Annotated in this window: 14 protein-coding genes; 5 read left to right on the top strand and 9 right to left on the bottom strand. The window is 63.9% G+C overall.

The genetic code is table 11. The features are described 5' to 3' along the window. Positions 1 to 31 precede the first annotated feature (31 nt). Positions 32 to 733 (top strand): PqiC family protein, encoded by a 702-nt coding sequence (locus ACZ9GA_RS25890; RefSeq protein ID WP_457359796.1) that lies wholly within the window; start codon positions 32 to 34, stop codon positions 731 to 733. A 56-nt stretch (positions 734 to 789) separates the two neighbouring features. Here ACZ9GA_RS25890 and ACZ9GA_RS25885 read toward each other — a convergent pair whose 3' ends face one another. The 3 genes from ACZ9GA_RS25885 to ACZ9GA_RS25875 all read right to left on the bottom strand — a co-directional run bounded on the left by ACZ9GA_RS25885 (position 790) and on the right by ACZ9GA_RS25875 (position 4,233). Next, positions 790 to 1,677 (bottom strand): dihydrodipicolinate synthase family protein, encoded by an 888-nt coding sequence (locus tag ACZ9GA_RS25885; RefSeq protein ID WP_457359798.1) that lies wholly within the window; start codon positions 1,675 to 1,677, stop codon positions 790 to 792. Positions 1,678 to 1,712: 35 nt separating this feature from the next. Further along, positions 1,713 to 2,495 carry an aldolase gene (locus ACZ9GA_RS25880; RefSeq protein ID WP_457359800.1) on the bottom strand — a complete coding sequence of 261 codons (783 nt, stop codon included), beginning with the start codon at positions 2,493 to 2,495 and terminating at the stop codon, positions 1,713 to 1,715. A gap of 217 nt (positions 2,496 to 2,712) precedes the next feature. Next, positions 2,713 to 4,233, bottom strand: coding sequence for a histidine kinase (locus ACZ9GA_RS25875; protein ID WP_457359801.1), 1,521 nt, complete (start codon positions 4,231 to 4,233; stop codon positions 2,713 to 2,715). 134 nt (positions 4,234 to 4,367) lie between these two features. On the opposite strand from ACZ9GA_RS25875, the gene serB reads away from it, so the two are divergent. Further along, entirely contained in the window at positions 4,368 to 5,567 is a 1,200-nt protein-coding gene (gene serB / locus ACZ9GA_RS25870; RefSeq protein WP_457359803.1) for a phosphoserine phosphatase SerB, read from the top strand. Positions 5,568 to 5,668: 101 nt separating this feature from the next. Here serB and ACZ9GA_RS25865 read toward each other — a convergent pair whose 3' ends face one another. The 4 genes from ACZ9GA_RS25865 to ACZ9GA_RS25850 form a co-directional block, all read right to left on the bottom strand. Continuing rightward, positions 5,669 to 7,435, bottom strand: a complete 1,767-nt coding sequence (locus ACZ9GA_RS25865) for a molecular chaperone (RefSeq protein WP_457359805.1) — start codon at positions 7,433 to 7,435, stop codon at positions 5,669 to 5,671. Positions 7,436 to 7,649: 214 nt separating this feature from the next. Then, complete coding sequence (gene asd / locus ACZ9GA_RS25860; protein ID WP_457359807.1) at positions 7,650 to 8,519, bottom strand: archaetidylserine decarboxylase; 870 nt, start codon at positions 8,517 to 8,519, stop codon at positions 7,650 to 7,652. Between the two features lie 9 nt (positions 8,520 to 8,528). Next, entirely contained in the window at positions 8,529 to 9,344 is an 816-nt protein-coding gene (locus tag ACZ9GA_RS25855; RefSeq protein WP_457359809.1) for a rhodanese-like domain-containing protein, read from the bottom strand. Between the two features lie 46 nt (positions 9,345 to 9,390). Continuing rightward, entirely contained in the window at positions 9,391 to 10,929 is a 1,539-nt protein-coding gene (locus ACZ9GA_RS25850) for an HDOD domain-containing protein (protein WP_457359811.1), read from the bottom strand. Between the two features lie 130 nt (positions 10,930 to 11,059). Here ACZ9GA_RS25850 and motA point away from each other — a divergent pair, with 130 nt between their 5' ends. Beyond that, on the top strand, positions 11,060 to 11,911 hold the full coding sequence (gene motA / locus ACZ9GA_RS25845; RefSeq protein ID WP_457359813.1) for a flagellar motor stator protein MotA: 852 nt from the start codon (positions 11,060 to 11,062) through the stop codon (positions 11,909 to 11,911). 3 nt (positions 11,912 to 11,914) lie between these two features. Continuing rightward, a complete protein-coding gene (gene motB / locus ACZ9GA_RS25840; protein WP_457359815.1) occupies positions 11,915 to 12,958 on the top strand; it encodes a flagellar motor protein MotB in 1,044 nt (347 codons plus the stop codon). 56 nt (positions 12,959 to 13,014) lie between these two features. Here motB and ACZ9GA_RS25835 read toward each other — a convergent pair whose 3' ends face one another. Together ACZ9GA_RS25835 and rsgA are read right to left on the bottom strand one after the other, a co-directional pair. Next, positions 13,015 to 13,413, bottom strand: a complete 399-nt coding sequence (locus tag ACZ9GA_RS25835; protein WP_457359816.1) for a TIR domain-containing protein — start codon at positions 13,411 to 13,413, stop codon at positions 13,015 to 13,017. 822 nt (positions 13,414 to 14,235) lie between these two features. Continuing rightward, positions 14,236 to 15,267 (bottom strand): small ribosomal subunit biogenesis GTPase RsgA, encoded by a 1,032-nt coding sequence (gene rsgA / locus ACZ9GA_RS25830; protein WP_027979721.1) that lies wholly within the window; start codon positions 15,265 to 15,267, stop codon positions 14,236 to 14,238. Positions 15,268 to 15,359: 92 nt separating this feature from the next. Here rsgA and orn point away from each other — a divergent pair, with 92 nt between their 5' ends. After that, positions 15,360 to 15,902: an oligoribonuclease gene (orn, locus tag ACZ9GA_RS25825; protein ID WP_457359818.1), complete on the top strand. Its 543-nt coding sequence runs from the start codon at positions 15,360 to 15,362 to the stop codon at positions 15,900 to 15,902. Positions 15,903 to 15,923: the final 21 nt, after the last annotated feature.

The following is a 15,923-nucleotide window of genomic DNA, read 5'->3' as shown; positions in this document are numbered from 1 at the left end:
CGTGCCTTGTGGCGGCCGCCTGGATGGAATGATGACTTTTCTGCGCCTTCCTGTTTTATTGCTGACCGGTGTACTGGCCCTGGCGGGCTGCGCCGTTCACCAGCCGGTCGCGCTGTATCAGCTCGACAGCGGCAACCCCGGCCAACCCAAGCAAAGCACCGGCATGTCGGTATTGCTGGGCCCGGTTTCCGTAGCCGACTACCTGCAGCGTGAAACGCTGTTGCAGCGTCAGCCTGATGGCAGCCTGAGCGCGGCGACCGACGGTCGCTGGGCGGGCAGCCTGTCTTCGGACATCGACCAACTGCTGCTGCGCCAACTGGCGTGGCGCCTGGACAGCCAGCGCGTGACTCTGGCACCGGCTACCAATACCGGTACGCCGGATGTGCAGGTGCTGCTGTCGATCACCCGCCTGGACTCCGGTGATTCGCAGCCAGCGATCCTGGACGCCCAATGGCGTCTGCTGGACCGTCGTGGCCAGGTGCGGGATAACCGCATCGTGCACCTTGAAGAGAAGCACGCAGGTGGCACGGCTGCCCAGGTCAAGGCGCAAGGCATTTTGCTGCAGCGCCTGGCCGAGCAGTTGAGCGTCGCGGTCAAGCCGCTGGCCAACCAGCCGGCCTTGGTGGAAGAGAAGAAACCCGCCGCCAAGCCAGTGGCCAAGGAAGAGCCGGACAAGCCGAAGATGCCGATCGCTTCGCCGATCCGCACTGATATGGAAGTGTTCCGCTTCTAACGAAAAAGCCCGCAGCGATGCGGGCTTTTTTGTGGGCGTCTTTGCGGCCAGCCGACTCAGCGCAACTCGCTCAGCAGATCCCACAACTGCCGTTCTGCCTGATCATCCAGCGGTTGCACTGGCAGGCGCGGGTCGCCCACCACCAGCCCGGTCAGGGCCAGGCCGCTTTTGACAGTGGCCGGCAACCCACCCTTGAGGATGAACGAGAGCAGCGGCAGTTGCTGGTCAAACAGTGCCTGGGCCTTGTCCAGCTCGCCCGAGCGCATGGCTTGATACAGCTGGCAGGTCAGCTGGGGTATCAGGTTAGGCGCTGCCGTGCACCACCCGCTGGCCCCGGCCTTGAACGCTTCGAGCGCCAGGGGGTTGCACCCGTTGTAAAACGGTACCTCGCCCTGGCTCAACTCGTGCAGCCGGTGCATGCGCTCGATCTGCCCCGTGCTTTCCTTGACCATGGTGACGTTTGGCACTGTGCGACAAATGTCCAGTATCAGTTCTACCGACATGTCGGTGCCGCTGGTGGCTGGGTTGTTGTAGAGCATGATAGGAATGTCGATGCTGTCGCCTATCGCCTGGTAATGCTGGCGGATTTCGGGCTCGCTCAGCTTCCAGTACGACACTGGCAATACCATGACGGCGTCGGCCCCGTGACCTTGCGCGTAGCGTGCGCGCCGTATAGCGCTGGCGGTGGTGAGGTCGGAGACGCTCACAATGGTAGGGACCCGTTTGGCTACGTGCTGAAGGCTGTGCTCGCACACCAGGTCCCACTCACGGTCATTGAGGTAGGCGCCCTCGCCAGTGCTGCCCAGCGGCGCGATGGCGTGTACGCCGCCCTCGATCATGCGGTCAATGGTCCGCCCCAGAGCGCCCAGGTCAAGCTGGTCGCTGGTGGCCTCGAAGGGGGTCACGGTATAGCCGATGATGCCGTGGATGGTTGCGTTGACCATGTTGAGTCCTTTCATTGGTGTTGAGTAATGCCTAATCAGCCCAGGCAGTCAGCGTGCTTGCGCAGGTGCCGCCGAACCTGGTAGTTGAACGCGGCGGCTTCCCGGCGCGCAGTGGATATCCAGTCATGGGCCTCCTGGCCGAGTTCGGGCAGGATGGGGCGGATGGTGCCCGCAGCACCGGCCAGCAGTTGCAGTTGCGCGGCACGCTCGATCAGCAGCGCGAGCATGCAGGCCTGCTCCACGGTGTTGCCGGTGCAGACATGCCCGTGATGCCCGAGCAGGATGGTGCGCTTGTCGCCCAGGGCACCTGCGATCAGTTCGCCTTCCTCGTTGCCCACCGGAATGCCCGGCCATGTCGGCAGGAAGGCACAGTCGTCGTAGAGGGGCATCAGGTCCATGTGCGAGACCTGCAGGGGTACCTCCAGCATCGACAGCGCTGTGACGTGGGTGGGGTGGGTGTGGATGATGCAGTTCACATCCGGGCGCGCGGCGTAGATCCAACTGTGGAACCGGTTGGCCGGATTGGCCATGCCCTGGCCTTCCAGCACGTCCAGGTCCTCGTTGACCAGCAGCAGATTGCCCGCCGTTATTTCGTCCAGCCCCAGCCCCAGCTGCTGGGTATGGAATGTGCCTGTCTGTTGGCCGCGGGCACTGATTTGCCCGGCAAGGCCGGCATCATGGCCATTCTCGAACAAGATCCGGCAAGTCAGTGCCAGCTTCTGGCGCGGTGTCCATGTGCTGTCGGGCAAGGCGCGGCGCATTTGCGCATGGGCGTTGGCAACCAACTGCTCCTTGGGGGCGCTCATTGAATGGGCCATTGGCAATCCTTTGACGACTGAAGCGTTGATGACGCGGTTGAATCTAAAAGACTCGACGCTTCATCTGACAGCCAAAAGGTTTTGCCTGAGGTTTCAGGCGCCATGCGCCAAGGCGAGAACGTAGCATTTGCCGGGGTTTCAGCCCGTCACCCAGCTTGGTTACTCAATGTGTAGGGGAATGAAAAGGGGCGCCTGTTGGCGCCCCTTTCCGCCGGGATCAGGCCCGGGCTTCGTGCATGCGCGCCAGTTGGCGCTCCAGCAGGGACGGGTAGGGCTCCAGCAGGCGTTCCACACAGCAGGCGCCCTCGGGGCTGGCAATGGGACGGATGCGGGCGCGCTGGCGCACCAGGCTGTCGTCGCTGATGCGACGCTCCACCAGCAGCAGGTTGCGGCTGTGCTGGGACAGGGCCAGGGCGTCCTGGGCCGGTTCGGTCAGCAGCAGGTCGATCTGGCTCATGCCGGCCAGGTCGTCGCCCAATACCAGGCCCAGTTGCAGTTGCAGGGTGATGCCGCTGTCGGCGACTTCGATCTGCAACTGATGCCCTAGGGCACGCAGCAGTTCGCCACAGCAAATGGCGTTGGTCAGGTAGTCTTCGCCGCTGCTGTCGCTGTTGAACAGCATCAGGGTGCTGCCGTCATTGAGCGTGTGCAGTTCGCTTTCGTACAGCGAGGCCGCCTGGTCCAGGCAGGCGCGATAGCGTTCCAGCAGTTCCAGCAGGCGTGCGCGGGGCAGGCGGCGCAGTTGTTCCTGACCGCCCAGCTGCACGGCCAGGACTGCGCTGTGCTGCGGCACGCGTGGCGCCACGGGCGCGGGCACGGCCGCCTTGGCGGCCACTGGCGCGGTGTCGCGCAGGTCGGCGAACGGGTCGTCGCCGTCCTCGTCTTCATCTTCTTCGGCATGAATGACGCGTTTGGGCACAGGCTTCACCGGTACCGGGGCGCTTTCGTCGAAGCTGGGATCACGCAGGTTGCGCACCTCAAAGGTGGGGCCTTCGTCTTCCTCGTCCTCGAACTCCGGTTCCTCGATCTCGGGCTCCGGCGCTGGCTCTGGGGCGTAGCGCTGGTGCAGGTCGCGGGCCAGGTCGCCGATTTCGTCCTGACGCTGGGTAGCCGGGGTGTGTTCGTCGATTTCGCGCAGCCATACCCGCAGTTGCAACAGCGGCGTGGACAGGTTGCGGCCCAGGCGCAGGCTGAGTACCAGGGTGACCAACAGCAGGATGCCGCCCAGGATGGCCATGCTTTCCAGGCTGATGGTCATCGGCTGCTGGAACTGGGTCATGTCCAGGCTGATGCGCAGGTGCCCGGCGGTGACGTCCTGGAAGGTGATCTTGGTTTCATACAATCCGCCCGCTTCCCCCAGCAGCCCGTTTTTGGGGCGGTTGCCGGCTTCGGCGAGGATGCGGTTGTCCACGCTGTAAATGGCGGCGTGGGCCACCAGCGGGTTCTTCACCAGATTGTTGAGCAGCACGTTGAGGCTGAGGATGTCGTTGGACACCAGCAGCTCGGTGGCCGAGGTTGCCGTCTGCGTCGTCAGGCTCTGCCCCAGGGCGTCGGCTTGCTGATGCATGGCCTGCTTGAATTGCAAACCCATCACGCAGGCGTAGATCACCAGCGCCAGGGCGACCAGCAATACATTGAGGCTGGCAATGCGCAATGCTATCGGGGCGCGGCGGTGACGCAGGGCCCGGAAGATCAGCAGGAAGAAATTGTCGGTTTTTACTGGCGTGGGCCGGTTCACTGAGCGCGGCTCTTTATGTCCGTGAAGTTGCTGCGCAGTATAGCGACAGGCCCCAGAGCGGCAAAGCGCTGCCTGTGCCCGATGGTCACTGAAAGTAGGTAGAATGCGATTTTTTTCCACGTACGGGGTGCCCTTTGCGCGAAATCGTCCTGATCAACATCATCGGTTCCGACCGTCCTGGCCTGCTGGCGGCCATCACTGGTGCTCTGGCCGAGGATGGCGTGCGCATTCTGGACATCGCCCAGTCGGCACTTCACGGTACGCAGTCGCTGGCGGTGATCGCCAGTGCCGATGACAGCGCTCGCCTGAAGGCCGTTCGCGAGCGTATCCAGGGGGTGGCGGGGCCCCAGGCGCGCTTCACTGCGTTGTCGGAACAGGACTACCTGCAGTGGGCCAATGGCGGCACTGACGACCGTCATGTACTGACGCTGATGAGCCGTGAGATCACTGCTGCGCAGGTGCAGTCGGTTACCGAAATCGCGGGTCGGCACGGCCTGGTCATCGAGAGCATTGACCGTCTGTCGGCTCGTCCTGGGTTGGCTGCCGCTTCGGCCGAAGCCAAGGCCTGCCTGGAACTGATTGCCCGTGGCGTGCCCGCGGATATCACCTTGCTGCGTCGCGAATTCCTGGCCGCCGGCACCTTGCTGGATGCCGACTTCGCCATCCAGCGCGATGACCTGTTCCGCCGCCACCGTCGCCTGGCCGTATTCGACATGGACTCCACGCTGATCCAGGCCGAAGTCATCGACGAACTGGCCAAGGCCCATGGCGTGGGCCATCTGGTATCGGAGATCACCGAGCGTGCCATGCGTGGCGAGCTGGACTTTCGCGCCAGCTTCAAGGAGCGCATGGCACTGCTAAAGGGCCTGGACGTGAGCGTGCTGGACGCCATCGGCGCGTCGCTGCGGCTGACCGAAGGCGCCGAGGTGCTGTTTGCCGAGCTCAAGCGCCTGGGTTACAAGACTGCAATTCTGTCGGGTGGCTTCACTTATTTTGCCAAGCAGATTCAGGCCCGGTTGGGCATCGACTATGTGTTTGCCAACGAGCTGCAGGTGGAAGATGGCAAGTGCACCGGCGTTGCCGTTGAGCCGATCGTCGACGCCCAGCGCAAGGCTGATCTGCTGGAGCAACTGGCCGAGCAGGAAGGGCTGACCCTGGAGCAGACCATCGCCGTGGGCGACGGCGCCAACGACCTGCCGATGCTGGCCAAGGCTGGCCTGGGCGTTGCGTTGCATGCCAAGCCGCTGGTGAAGCAGTCGGCGCGTTACAACATCTCTACCCTGGGGTTGGATGGCGTGCTGTATCTGCTGGGCGTGCGCGACAACCAGGCCTGATCTGTAGCCGCTGCCGCCAGGCTGCGCTGGCCGGTCTGAACCCTGGAAATCCTCAGCGAGGCACAGAACCAGCGCAGCCTGCCGCAGCGGCTACAGGCGCCTCAGAGGTCTTTCCACAACGAATCAAATTCGCTTTCCGCCTGGGCTGCCGCAGGGGCGGCCTCCAGGATCCGGAATTCGAACTGATTGAAGCTGCCCGTGGAGCTTACCTTGCGCCCAAGGTTGGCGCGGTTCTCTTCGCCATGGGTGTTGATCATCACCTTCTGCCCTTCCTGGAAGGGCAGGCGCGGGGCGATCAGCGAGGCCTGGATGTCGATGGCGCGGATTTCCGGCAGTTGCAGGCCGCGCACGTACTGGCTGCTTTCCTGATTGCTGCGCAGTAATTGCAGGCCGCACGGTTGGGCATGCGGGGCAATCAGTTCGATGCCCATCTGCGTGCCGCCACCGCGTACCTGGCGGATCCAGCGCACCACGGCCACGCTCCAGCCTTGGGACGGGGCGTCCTGAATGCCCACCAATTCACCGGCCTGCAGTTGCGCCGGCACTTCACGCAGCCATGCCAGGCAATAGCCGCCGGGGCTGTGGTTGACGATCTGCAGTTCGTGCACCGGGTATTCGCGTGCGGCGTTGGCCGGGCCGCCTTCTAGGTCTGCGGCCGGGTACTCGATTTCTTCGTAAGGCAGCAGGCCATGGCTGTCACCGGTTTTGGCTGCATCGAAGGCCAGGCTCCAGCCATCGCTGGCGCCTGCGGGCTTGCTGGCACTGAACGTCGCGCTTTGCCCGGCTTCCGGGCGCTTGAGCAGTTCGCTGAAGCTGCGCTCGCCACCCAGGTAGTAATGCAGCGTGCTCATGCCGATGCACACACTCATGGTGCCTTGGCCCGGCGTGCGATGGAACGTGCGCTCGGCCACGTCGCCCCAGGCCGCTGCCAGGTGCTGAAGCATGTCGATGGTCAGGCCCGGCGGTACCAGCAGCCCGGACCGTTGGCGCTGGTCGGCGGGCAAGTGCAGCCATTCGGTAATTGCCTTGACCAGCGCGTGCGGGTCAAGGCCAAGCATTTGCGGCAGTTGCGTGGCCGGGAACAGGCTTTTGTAGCGTGGCGGTGCGTCGGCGTCTGGCGCCACGGCGAATTGCGCCGAAGCGTCGCTGGCGCTGACCACCCGGGTCAGGGCGCTCCAGGGCTCCAGCACGTTGGCCAATTGCACGATGGCCTGCTGGCGCATCTGATTGCAGCGCGAGCTGCCCATCAGTAGCGCGGTTGCATAGGTATGCTCGATGCTTTGCTGGCGCTTCTGACTGACCAACTCATCATCGACGAATGTGCGGTGCAACTGGTACTTGAGGGCCACCTGGTACAGCTGGTGCAATTCCAGCCACAGGCCTTCAGGCACCGGGCAATACAGCAGGCTGGCGCGCACCAGCGGGCCTTTGAGGGCATGCATGGCGCGCTCGATGGCGGTGGCCAGCAGCAGGTTGCGGTCCTTGAGGCGTGAAATCACGCGCAGTACCACCTGCTTGTAGCCGACGGCCAGCAGGTTTTGCAGGGCCTGGCACAGGTTGGCGATCTTGCGGGCGCGCTCGTCCAGCACCACTGACTGGTTGAGGAAGTGCCGCTCCAGGTGACTGCAGACGAAATAGACTTCCGGGCGCAGCAGCTCCAGCAGTTGCAGGCGGTTTTCGCTAGGGGTGATCAGCTGGCTGAGTTCGATCAGGCCCTGGTACAGCTGGCGCGCGGTTTCGCCCAGGTTGGCTTTGGGCAGCGTGGCGATCCAGCGCTTGAGATCGCGAGGCGTGGCTTCGCAGAACGTCAGGTTGGCCTGCGAGGGAGTGGGGGCGCGCAAAAGAGGTGGCGGGGGTGCGGCAGACATCGAGCGATTCCCGTTGAGTCAGTCGTGCATGGGTGGCCTATTGTCACCTTTTGCAGTCAAGACTGCACGGCCTTGGCGTCGCAGGCAAGTGGCCCGTTACCCTCGCGTCATGCTGTAGCCGCTGCCGTGAGGCTGCGCTGGCCCTTGTGGTCACTGGAAATGTCCAGCGAGCCACGAGGCCAGCGCAGCCTGGCGGCAGCGGCTACCAGGTGAATCAGGCGGCGCTGTCGACGCCCTGGCCGATGCGCTGGCCCATGTTGACCGTCGACCCGGCGCCCAGTTCGTGGGCCCATTTCACCTGCTCCGGGCCAAACAGCACGACAGCCGTGGAGCCCAGCTTGAAGCGGCCCAGCTCGGCGCCTTTTTCCAGATGGATAGGCGCGCGGGCAGCTTCGTCATAGCGTACGGTCTTGAGTTCGCGCTTGGGCGGCGTCACCAGCCCGGCCCACACGGTTTCCACCGAGGCCACAATCATCGCGCCCACCAGCACTACGGCCATCGGGCCGCGCTCGGTGTCGAACAGGCACACCACGCGCTCGTTGCGGGCGAACAGCTCAGGCACGTTTTCGGCGGTGGTCTGGTTGACCGAGAACAGGCGGCCCGGCACGTAGACCATCTCGCGCAGGGTGCCGGCCAGCGGCATATGCACGCGGTGGTAGTCCTTGGGCGACAGGTAGATGGTGGCGAACTCGCCGCCCATGAACGGTGCGGCATTGGCCGGGTCGCCGCCCAGCAGTTCCAGGGCGCTGAAGCTGTGGCCCTTGGCCTGGAAGATGCGGCCGTGTTCGATCGCGCCCCACTGGCTGATGGCGCCATCGGCCGGGCTCAGGATTGCACCCGGGGTCGGGTCCAGTGGGCGTGCGCCAGGCTTCAGGGCGCGGGTGAAGAAGTCGTTGAAGTGCTCGTAAGCGGTCAGGTCTTCGACCAGGGCCTGGGACATGTCCACCTGATAGCGCTTGGCGAACCAGGCGGTAAAGGCGTTCTTGAACCAGCGCACGCGGCATTCGGCCACGCAGCCGGCCAGGCGGGACAGCAGGTGATGGGGCAGCAGGTACTGACTGAGGATAAACAAACGGGATTTCATCGAGTGTCCTTAAACTTCAACGGGCGTGTCGGGGTGGTTGCCCCATTCGCCCCAAGAACCGGCATAACCTTTGACGCGCGGGTAGCCGAGCGCCTTGGCCACCAAATAGGTGAAGCCGGAACGGTGGTGGGTCTGGCAGTGGGTAATGATTTCCTTGTCCGGGGTGATGCCCAGGTCCTCAAGGATTTTTGGCATGTCGCTGCGGATGCGCAGGTTGCGCGCCTTGTCCATGCCGGCAGTCCATTCGAAATTGATCGCGCCGGGGATGTGCCCGCCCTTGGCCGCCAGGACCTTCTCGCCGCTGTATTCAAGCGGCCCGCGGGCGTCCCAGATGGCCAGGTCGGCGGCGCCGATGCGGCTTTGCAGGTATTCACGGGTGGCCGTGGGCTCGTCGTGCAGGGTCAGGGCCACGGTGCCGACGCGGGCGGCCGGTACTTCGCCGCTCACCGGCAACTGCGCGGCTTCCCAGGCCAGCAGGCCGCCGTCCAGGTAGTGATAGCGGGTATGGCCGATGACATCCAGCAGCCAGATGAAGCGGCCGGCCCAGCCGCCGCCTTCGTCGTCATACACCACGTAGACCGCATCGGGGTTGTGGCCCAGTTCGCCGAACAGGGCTTCCAGCGCAGGCTGGGAAGGCATCAGGCCCGGCGCCGGTGGCTGGCCCAGTTGGGTGCGCTTGGGGTCGACGAAGCGGGCGCCGGGAATGTGGCCGGCGGCGTAGCGTGCCGGGCTGGTCAGGTCGACCAGGATCAGCTCTGGAGCATCGAGGCGTTGCTGTAGCTGGGCAGCTTCGATCACCAGCGGCAGGCCCGAGAAATCAGCCATGTGAGGTCTCCAGATTGAAAAGTGGGGGCCGATTGTAGCGCATGCTTCAGGCGCCGCGCTTACTGAAGGCGGCGAGGGCGCGTTCGATGCATTGCACGGTGCGGGTAAAGGCCTGCACGGTGATTTCCGAGAACGGTACGCCACCCTGGTCGGCGACGATCAGCATGACTACCCGTTCATTGCCCAGCACAGAGCGCAGCATCACGTGCTCGCCTTTGAACAGGCCGCGCAGGCTCGACGGGATCATGGCAGAGAACTGGGTATTGTTTTGCGGGGTCAGGCGCACCTGGGCCGGTTTGTCCATCAAGCGCTGCAGCACGTTGCTCTGGCTGATCAGCAGGTTCAGGTTGGCCGCTTCGGCGGGCAGGCCTGCGGTCTGGTGAACCCGCAGGGTGGTGCCTGTCTTGTCGGCCATCAGCAGTATCACCCGCTGCATGCCGCAGGCCACCAAGGCATCGCGGGCGCAGGTGGTCAAGTGCATGGCGTTGGTGAATCGGCTGGGCTCCACCAGCAGCTCGGCGCACAACTTGCGCCAGCTGGCCAGGTCCTCGGCCGTGGGCGGCGGTGCCGGCTGCAGGCCTTTGTGCACGCGGCGGGTGTCCCATGGCCACAGCAGTGCCTCGGCGGGGTGCCACAGGCCGGGCGCGGCGTAGTGTCGGGCGTTCTGTACGGCATGCTGGTGAACCTGCTGTTGCAGGTCGTCCATGGGCATTTGCAGGTACAGGCAGGTCAGGTACTGCCAACGCAGGGTATGCGGGGTGTTCCAGGCTTCCTGGGCAGACAGCGCCAGGCCGTTGGCCAGTACCACGGTGTTGGCCGGCTGGTTGAGCCAGCGGCGCAGGCCAGGGTCCTGGTCCAGCTGCTGTTGCTGGCGCAGGCGGTCTTCGTCGTCGCGGGCGATGTGCAGCACTTTGACGAATTCGCGTTGCTCGTCCAGCAGCAGGTTATAGCCATGGTGAATCCAGGCCGGCAGCCGCCATTGCAGCGCAAGGCTCTGGCACAGGTTGAGCAGGCGCACGCCGAACAGCTCAAGTTCGACCTTGGCTGCGGCCTCGCCCTTGTGCACCACCCGCAGTTCCCATTCTTCCAGCAAGCGCGGGTGGGTGATTGCCAGCGGCCACAGGGGGGACAGGAACAGCAGGCTGCCCCAGTGGATCTCCTGCCACAGGCGTGCCAACCGCGCGGCGAACAGGCCGTTGGCCTGCTGCGCAGCATGTTGGCTGATCAGCAGCAGCTGGCGCAGCCCGCGCGGAGTGTCTTCGGGCAGGGCAGTGGGCAGGCGCTCCAGCAGCTCGTCGGTGCGTGCAAGGCCCAGCCGGCCCAAGGCTATCTCCAGGCTTTCCACCGGTTCGGCCAGGCTCTGGTGAACGTGATGGTTGGCTTCGCGGATAACACTGAGTACCAATGCCGGGCTATCCTGCATCAGCTCGGCGATGTCGCGCAGCGAACTGCGGCTGTCGCGCAGGGCGGCCTGAACGCGTTCATGGCTTGCCATCGGCACCGGCAAACGTACGCTGTCGAGCAGCTTTATCCAGTCTGGAAGGGTATTGGGCGTCTTGATAGGCACGTTGGGCTCAATTGGCATGCTGGTAGGACCGAACTGGCTTTTCACCTTTTCAGGCTATAGTCTGGCGCAGAACTGCCGATAAGTAGAACAAGAGATTTAGAATCTTGCGCCCACACCCCTGACCACGACATGTAAGTGCTTCCAATCTATGGCTAAAATTATCGGCATCATCGTCGTATTCGCGAGTGTGCTCGGCGGATACGTTCTATCCCACGGTAAGATCGCAGCGTTGATTCAGCCCTTCGAAGTGCTGATCATCGGGGGTGCGGCCTTCGGTGCGTTCCTGCAGGCCAACCCGGGCTACATGACCATGAAGGTCATCAAGAAGTCCGTGGGCATGTTCAAATCGCGTTTTTCGCACGCTTTCTATATGGAAGTGCTGGGCCTGGTCTACGAGATTCTCAACAAAAGCCGTCGTGAAGGCATGATGGCGATCGAGAGCGATATCGAAGACGCCGCGGCCAGTCCGATCTTCGCCAAATACCCGATCGTGCTCAAAGACGAGCGCATGACGGCCTATATCTGTGACTACCTGCGCATCATGTCCTCGGGCAACATGGCTCCCCATGAGCTTGAAGGCCTGTTCGACATGGAACTGCAGAGCATCAAGGAAGAGCTGGAGCACACCTCCCACGCCGTGACTGGCGTGGCCGACGGTATGCCCGGTTTCGGTATCGTGGCGGCGGTATTGGGTATCGTGGTGACCATGGCCTCGCTGGGTGATGGCGACAAGGCAACCATCGGTGCCCACGTAGGTGCGGCGCTGGTAGGTACCTTCTTCGGTATTCTGGCCGCGTACGGCTTTGTTGGCCCCCTGGCCACTGCGATCGGCCACGATGCCAAGGAAGAAGTGAATGTGTACGAGGCCATCAAGGCCTCGCTGGTGGCCTCGGCCTCGGGCATGCCGCCGTCGCTGGCCGTCGAGTTTGGCCGCAAGGTGCTGTTCCCGGCACACCGCCCAAGTTTCGCCGAGCTGGAACAAGCGGTTCGCGGTCGCTGAGTCATGGAAAATAACCAGCCGATAATCATCAAGCGCGTCAAGCGCTTCGGCGGCGGCCACCACGGCGGTGCCTGGAAAATTGCCTTCGCCGACTTCGCCACGGCGATGATGGCGTTCTTCCTGGTGCTGTGGTTGCTGTCCTCGGCCACCCCGGAACAGAAACTGGCCATTTCCGGCTACTTCCAGGACCCGGTGGGCTTCACCGAAAGCGGTTCGCCCTACATCATCGACATGGGCGGCACGCCGCAGTTGGCGCCCGACAAAACCCTGAACCCGCAGATCGAGAGCTCGACGCCGCAGCCTCAGACCCCGGATACCCTGAGCGAGAAGGATGCCGAGGCGGCCGCCGAGAAAATCGACCAGGAACGCCTGAACCTGCTGTTGCAGGAACTGCAGAACAAGGTCGACCAGAACCCGCAACTGCAGAAGTTCAAGGATCAGATCCTGTTCGAGATCACTCAGGAAGGCTTGCGCATCCAGATCATGGACGCCGAGAACCGCCCGATGTTCGATACCGGCAGCGCGCGTCTGAAGCCGTATTTCGAGGACATCCTGCTGGCCATGGCCGACACCATCAAGGCGGTGCCGAACAAGATTAGTGTCAGTGGCCATACCGACGCCCAGCCGTACGCAGGCCAAGGCGATTTCGGCAACTGGGAATTGTCGGCCAACCGCGCCAACGCCGCTCGCCGGGCGCTGGAAGGTGGGGGGTATCCGGACAATCAGGTCGCTCGCGTGGTGGGTTACGCCTCCTCGTCGCTGTTTGACCGCAAGAACCCGCTGAACCCGGTCAACCGCCGCATCGACATCGTGGTGCTGACCAAGAAGGCCCAGCGCGACATCGAAGGCGAGACCACACCGGATGCGCCCCCCCCGGCGGCCCCTGGCGCGCCAGCCAAGCCTGGTGCCGCCGCACCGGCTCCAGCCGGCAAGCCGAGTGCATCGACGGCAGCGCCCATCGAGCCGATGCAACCGCACGAACTGCGGCAGAAGCTGAACATGTTCGAAGATGGCACGCTGAAAATGGACGAACAGGGCAAGCAGTAAGCCTATCGCCCTCCACAACGCCCGCCCCGACCCCCGTCGCGGCGGGCGTTGTGCTTTCAGGCGTGCAGGGTGATGGCGCCGATGATATGGCGGGTGCTCCAGCCACACTCGGCACTGGCGGCGGCACGCACCCTGGGGGAAATGCGCTCGGGACCGAAGGGTTTGATGGCGATGATGACTTTGCCCAGACGCTTGGCGGCATCGATTTCCTTGTCGATCCACTTGCCGTAGGTGGGGTACACGCCTGCCATGATCACCAACACCGAGCACGCCTGCAGTTGCTCGACAATCGCCTGTTCAAGTTCCTGGTCGGAGCGTTCGACCACCGGGTGGGGGGCGGGCAGGGCATGGCTCTGAAAGCTGAAGCTGGTGTCCAGTTCCAGCAGGTTGAGCAAGCGGTCGTAGGCATCTGAATAGCGCCAGGACTGGCTGATGAACAGGTGGTAGGTCGACATGGCTATCCCTTTCAGTCGGTTTCCGGTGACAGGGATGAAGATTGTTCAGAAGTGTTTTATGAGGCAAGGGACGACGTGCGAAAGAGACCGTTCCTACATCGAAAGGTAAAATTTCCTACAAAATCGCCCCGCAAAATCCCCCCTACAGCGGGACACCTGTAGCCGCTGCCGCAGGCTGCGCTGGCCGGTGTGCCCACTGTAGATCTCAAGCGAGGCACAGGGCCAGCGCAGCCTGGCGGCAGCGGCTACGCGGGATGCGTGGCGAGTGCTGTAGCCGCTGCCGCAGGCTGCGCTGGCCGGTGTGCCCACTGTAGATCTCAAGCGAGGCACAGGGCCAGCGCAGCCTGGCGGCAGCGGCTACGCGGGATGTGTGGTAAGTGCTGTAGCCGCTGCCGAAGGCTGCGCTGGCCGGTGTGTTCGCTGTAGATCTCAAGCGAGGCACAGGGCCAGCGCAGCCTGGCGGCAGCGGCTACGCGGGATGCGTGGCGAGTGCTGTAGCCGCTGCCGAAGGCTGCGCTGGCCGGTGTGTTCGCTGTAGATCTCAAGCGAGGCACAGGGCCAGCGCAGCCTGGCGGCAGCGGCTACGCGGGATGCGTGGCGAGTGCTGTAGCCGCTGCCGAAGGCTGCGCTGGCCGGTGTGTTCGCTGTAGATCTCAAGCGAGGCACAGGGCCAGCGCAGCCTGGCGGCAGCGGCTACGCGGGATGCGTGGCGAGTGCTGTAGCCGCTGCCGAAGGCTGCGCTGGCCGGTGTGTTCGCTGTAGATCTCGAGCGAGGCACAGGGCTAGCGCAGCCTGGCGGCAGGGGCTACGGCTTGCGGGGGCTTAGTAGGTATCTTCCGGCAAGCTGGCAATGATCGAGCGGTAGCTGTTCATGCGCTGCTGCTGCACGCGGCCTTCTTCCAGGGCCTTGAGCAGCGCGCAACCCGGCTCGCGGTCATGCTTGCAATCGCGGAAGCGGCAATGGCCGATCAGCTCGTCGAATTCGATGAAGCCCGCTTCCACGTCCGCGCGGCTGACGTGGCCCAGGCCGAACTCGCGAATACCCGGCGAGTCGATCAGTTCGCCGCCGCCAGGGAAGTGGAAGAGCCGCGCCGTGGTGGTGGTGTGCGTGCCTTGGCCGGACAGCTCCGACAGCGGCCCCACACGGGTCTGCACTTCAGGCAGCAGGCTGTTGACCAGCGATGACTTGCCCACGCCCGACTGGCCCACGAACACGCTGATGTGCCCGTCCAACTGCGCCTGCAACTGCTGCATGCCATCGCCATGGTGCGCGGACACTTCCAGCAACGGATAACCCAGTTGGCGGTACACCGCCAGCAGCGCGTTCAGCGCCGGGGCGTTGTCGTCATCGATCAGGTCGGCCTTGTTGAGCAGCAGCAACGGGCGGATGCCTGCGTGTTCAGCCGCCACCAGGTAGCGGTCGATCAGGTTGGCATGGGGCTCGGGCATGGGCGCGAAGACGATCACGATCAGGTCGACGTTGGCCGCCACCGGCTTGAGTTGACCGCGGCTGTCGGGCCGGCACAGCTCGGTGCTGCGCGGCAGTTGCGCGACGATCACGCCGATGCCCTGGTTGCCCGCGCGCCACACCACTGTGTCGCCGGTCACCAGTGCGGGCAGGTTGGCCCGCAGGTGGCAACGGAATACCTGGCCCGCCAGCTCGCCTTCCTGTGCCTCGACCTCGACCTGCACACCGAAGTGGGCAATCACCAGGCCCGTCTGCTCAGGGCCCAGGTCACCGCCTTCCAGTGTCTCCAGCGTGTGGGACTCGCGTTTGGCGGCACGAGCGGCGCGCTCGCCCTGGATTTTTTCGATGCGCCAGTTCTGGCGACGGTTGAGCTGGCGTTTGGCCATGAGTGTTCCGTGCAGGGGGTAATTAAAACGGCGACGAGTTTAGCATGCCCGGCTGAGCTAAACTGCGCAGTCAAGCCGAGGAGCCCCCCCACATGCAAAACGCCAACAACCTGATCTGGATCGACCTGGAAATGACCGGGCTGGACCCGGACAGCGATGTGATCATCGAAATGGCCACCATCGTCACCGACAGCGACCTCAACACCCTGGCCGAAGGCCCGGTCATTGCCATCCACCACAGCGACGAAGTGCTGGCGCGCATGGATGAGTGGAACACCCGCACCCACGGCAACTCGGGCCTGACCCAGCGCGTGCGTGAGAGCAAGGTCAGCATGGCCGAGGCCGAAGCCCAGACCATCGCCTTCCTGGAGCAATGGGTGCCCAAAGGCAAATCGCCGATCTGTGGCAACAGTATCTGCCAGGATCGCCGCTTCCTGTACCGCCACATGCGCGGCCTGGAAAATTACTTCCATTACCGCAACCTGGACGTGTCTACCCTCAAGGAACTGGCCGCGCGCTGGGCCCCCGAGGTCAAGGACAGCTTCAAGAAGGGCAGCACTCACCTGGCGCTGGACGACATTCGCGAGTCGATTGGCGAGCTGCAGCATTATCGCAAGCATTTCATCAAGTTCTGATGATCGCCGCGCCGGTTAACG

It is taken from the genome of Pseudomonas sp. TE3644, assembly GCF_056278815.1.
The sequence above is the reverse complement of the archived record's forward strand: the minus strand, read 5'-3'. Positions and strand labels throughout refer to the sequence as shown.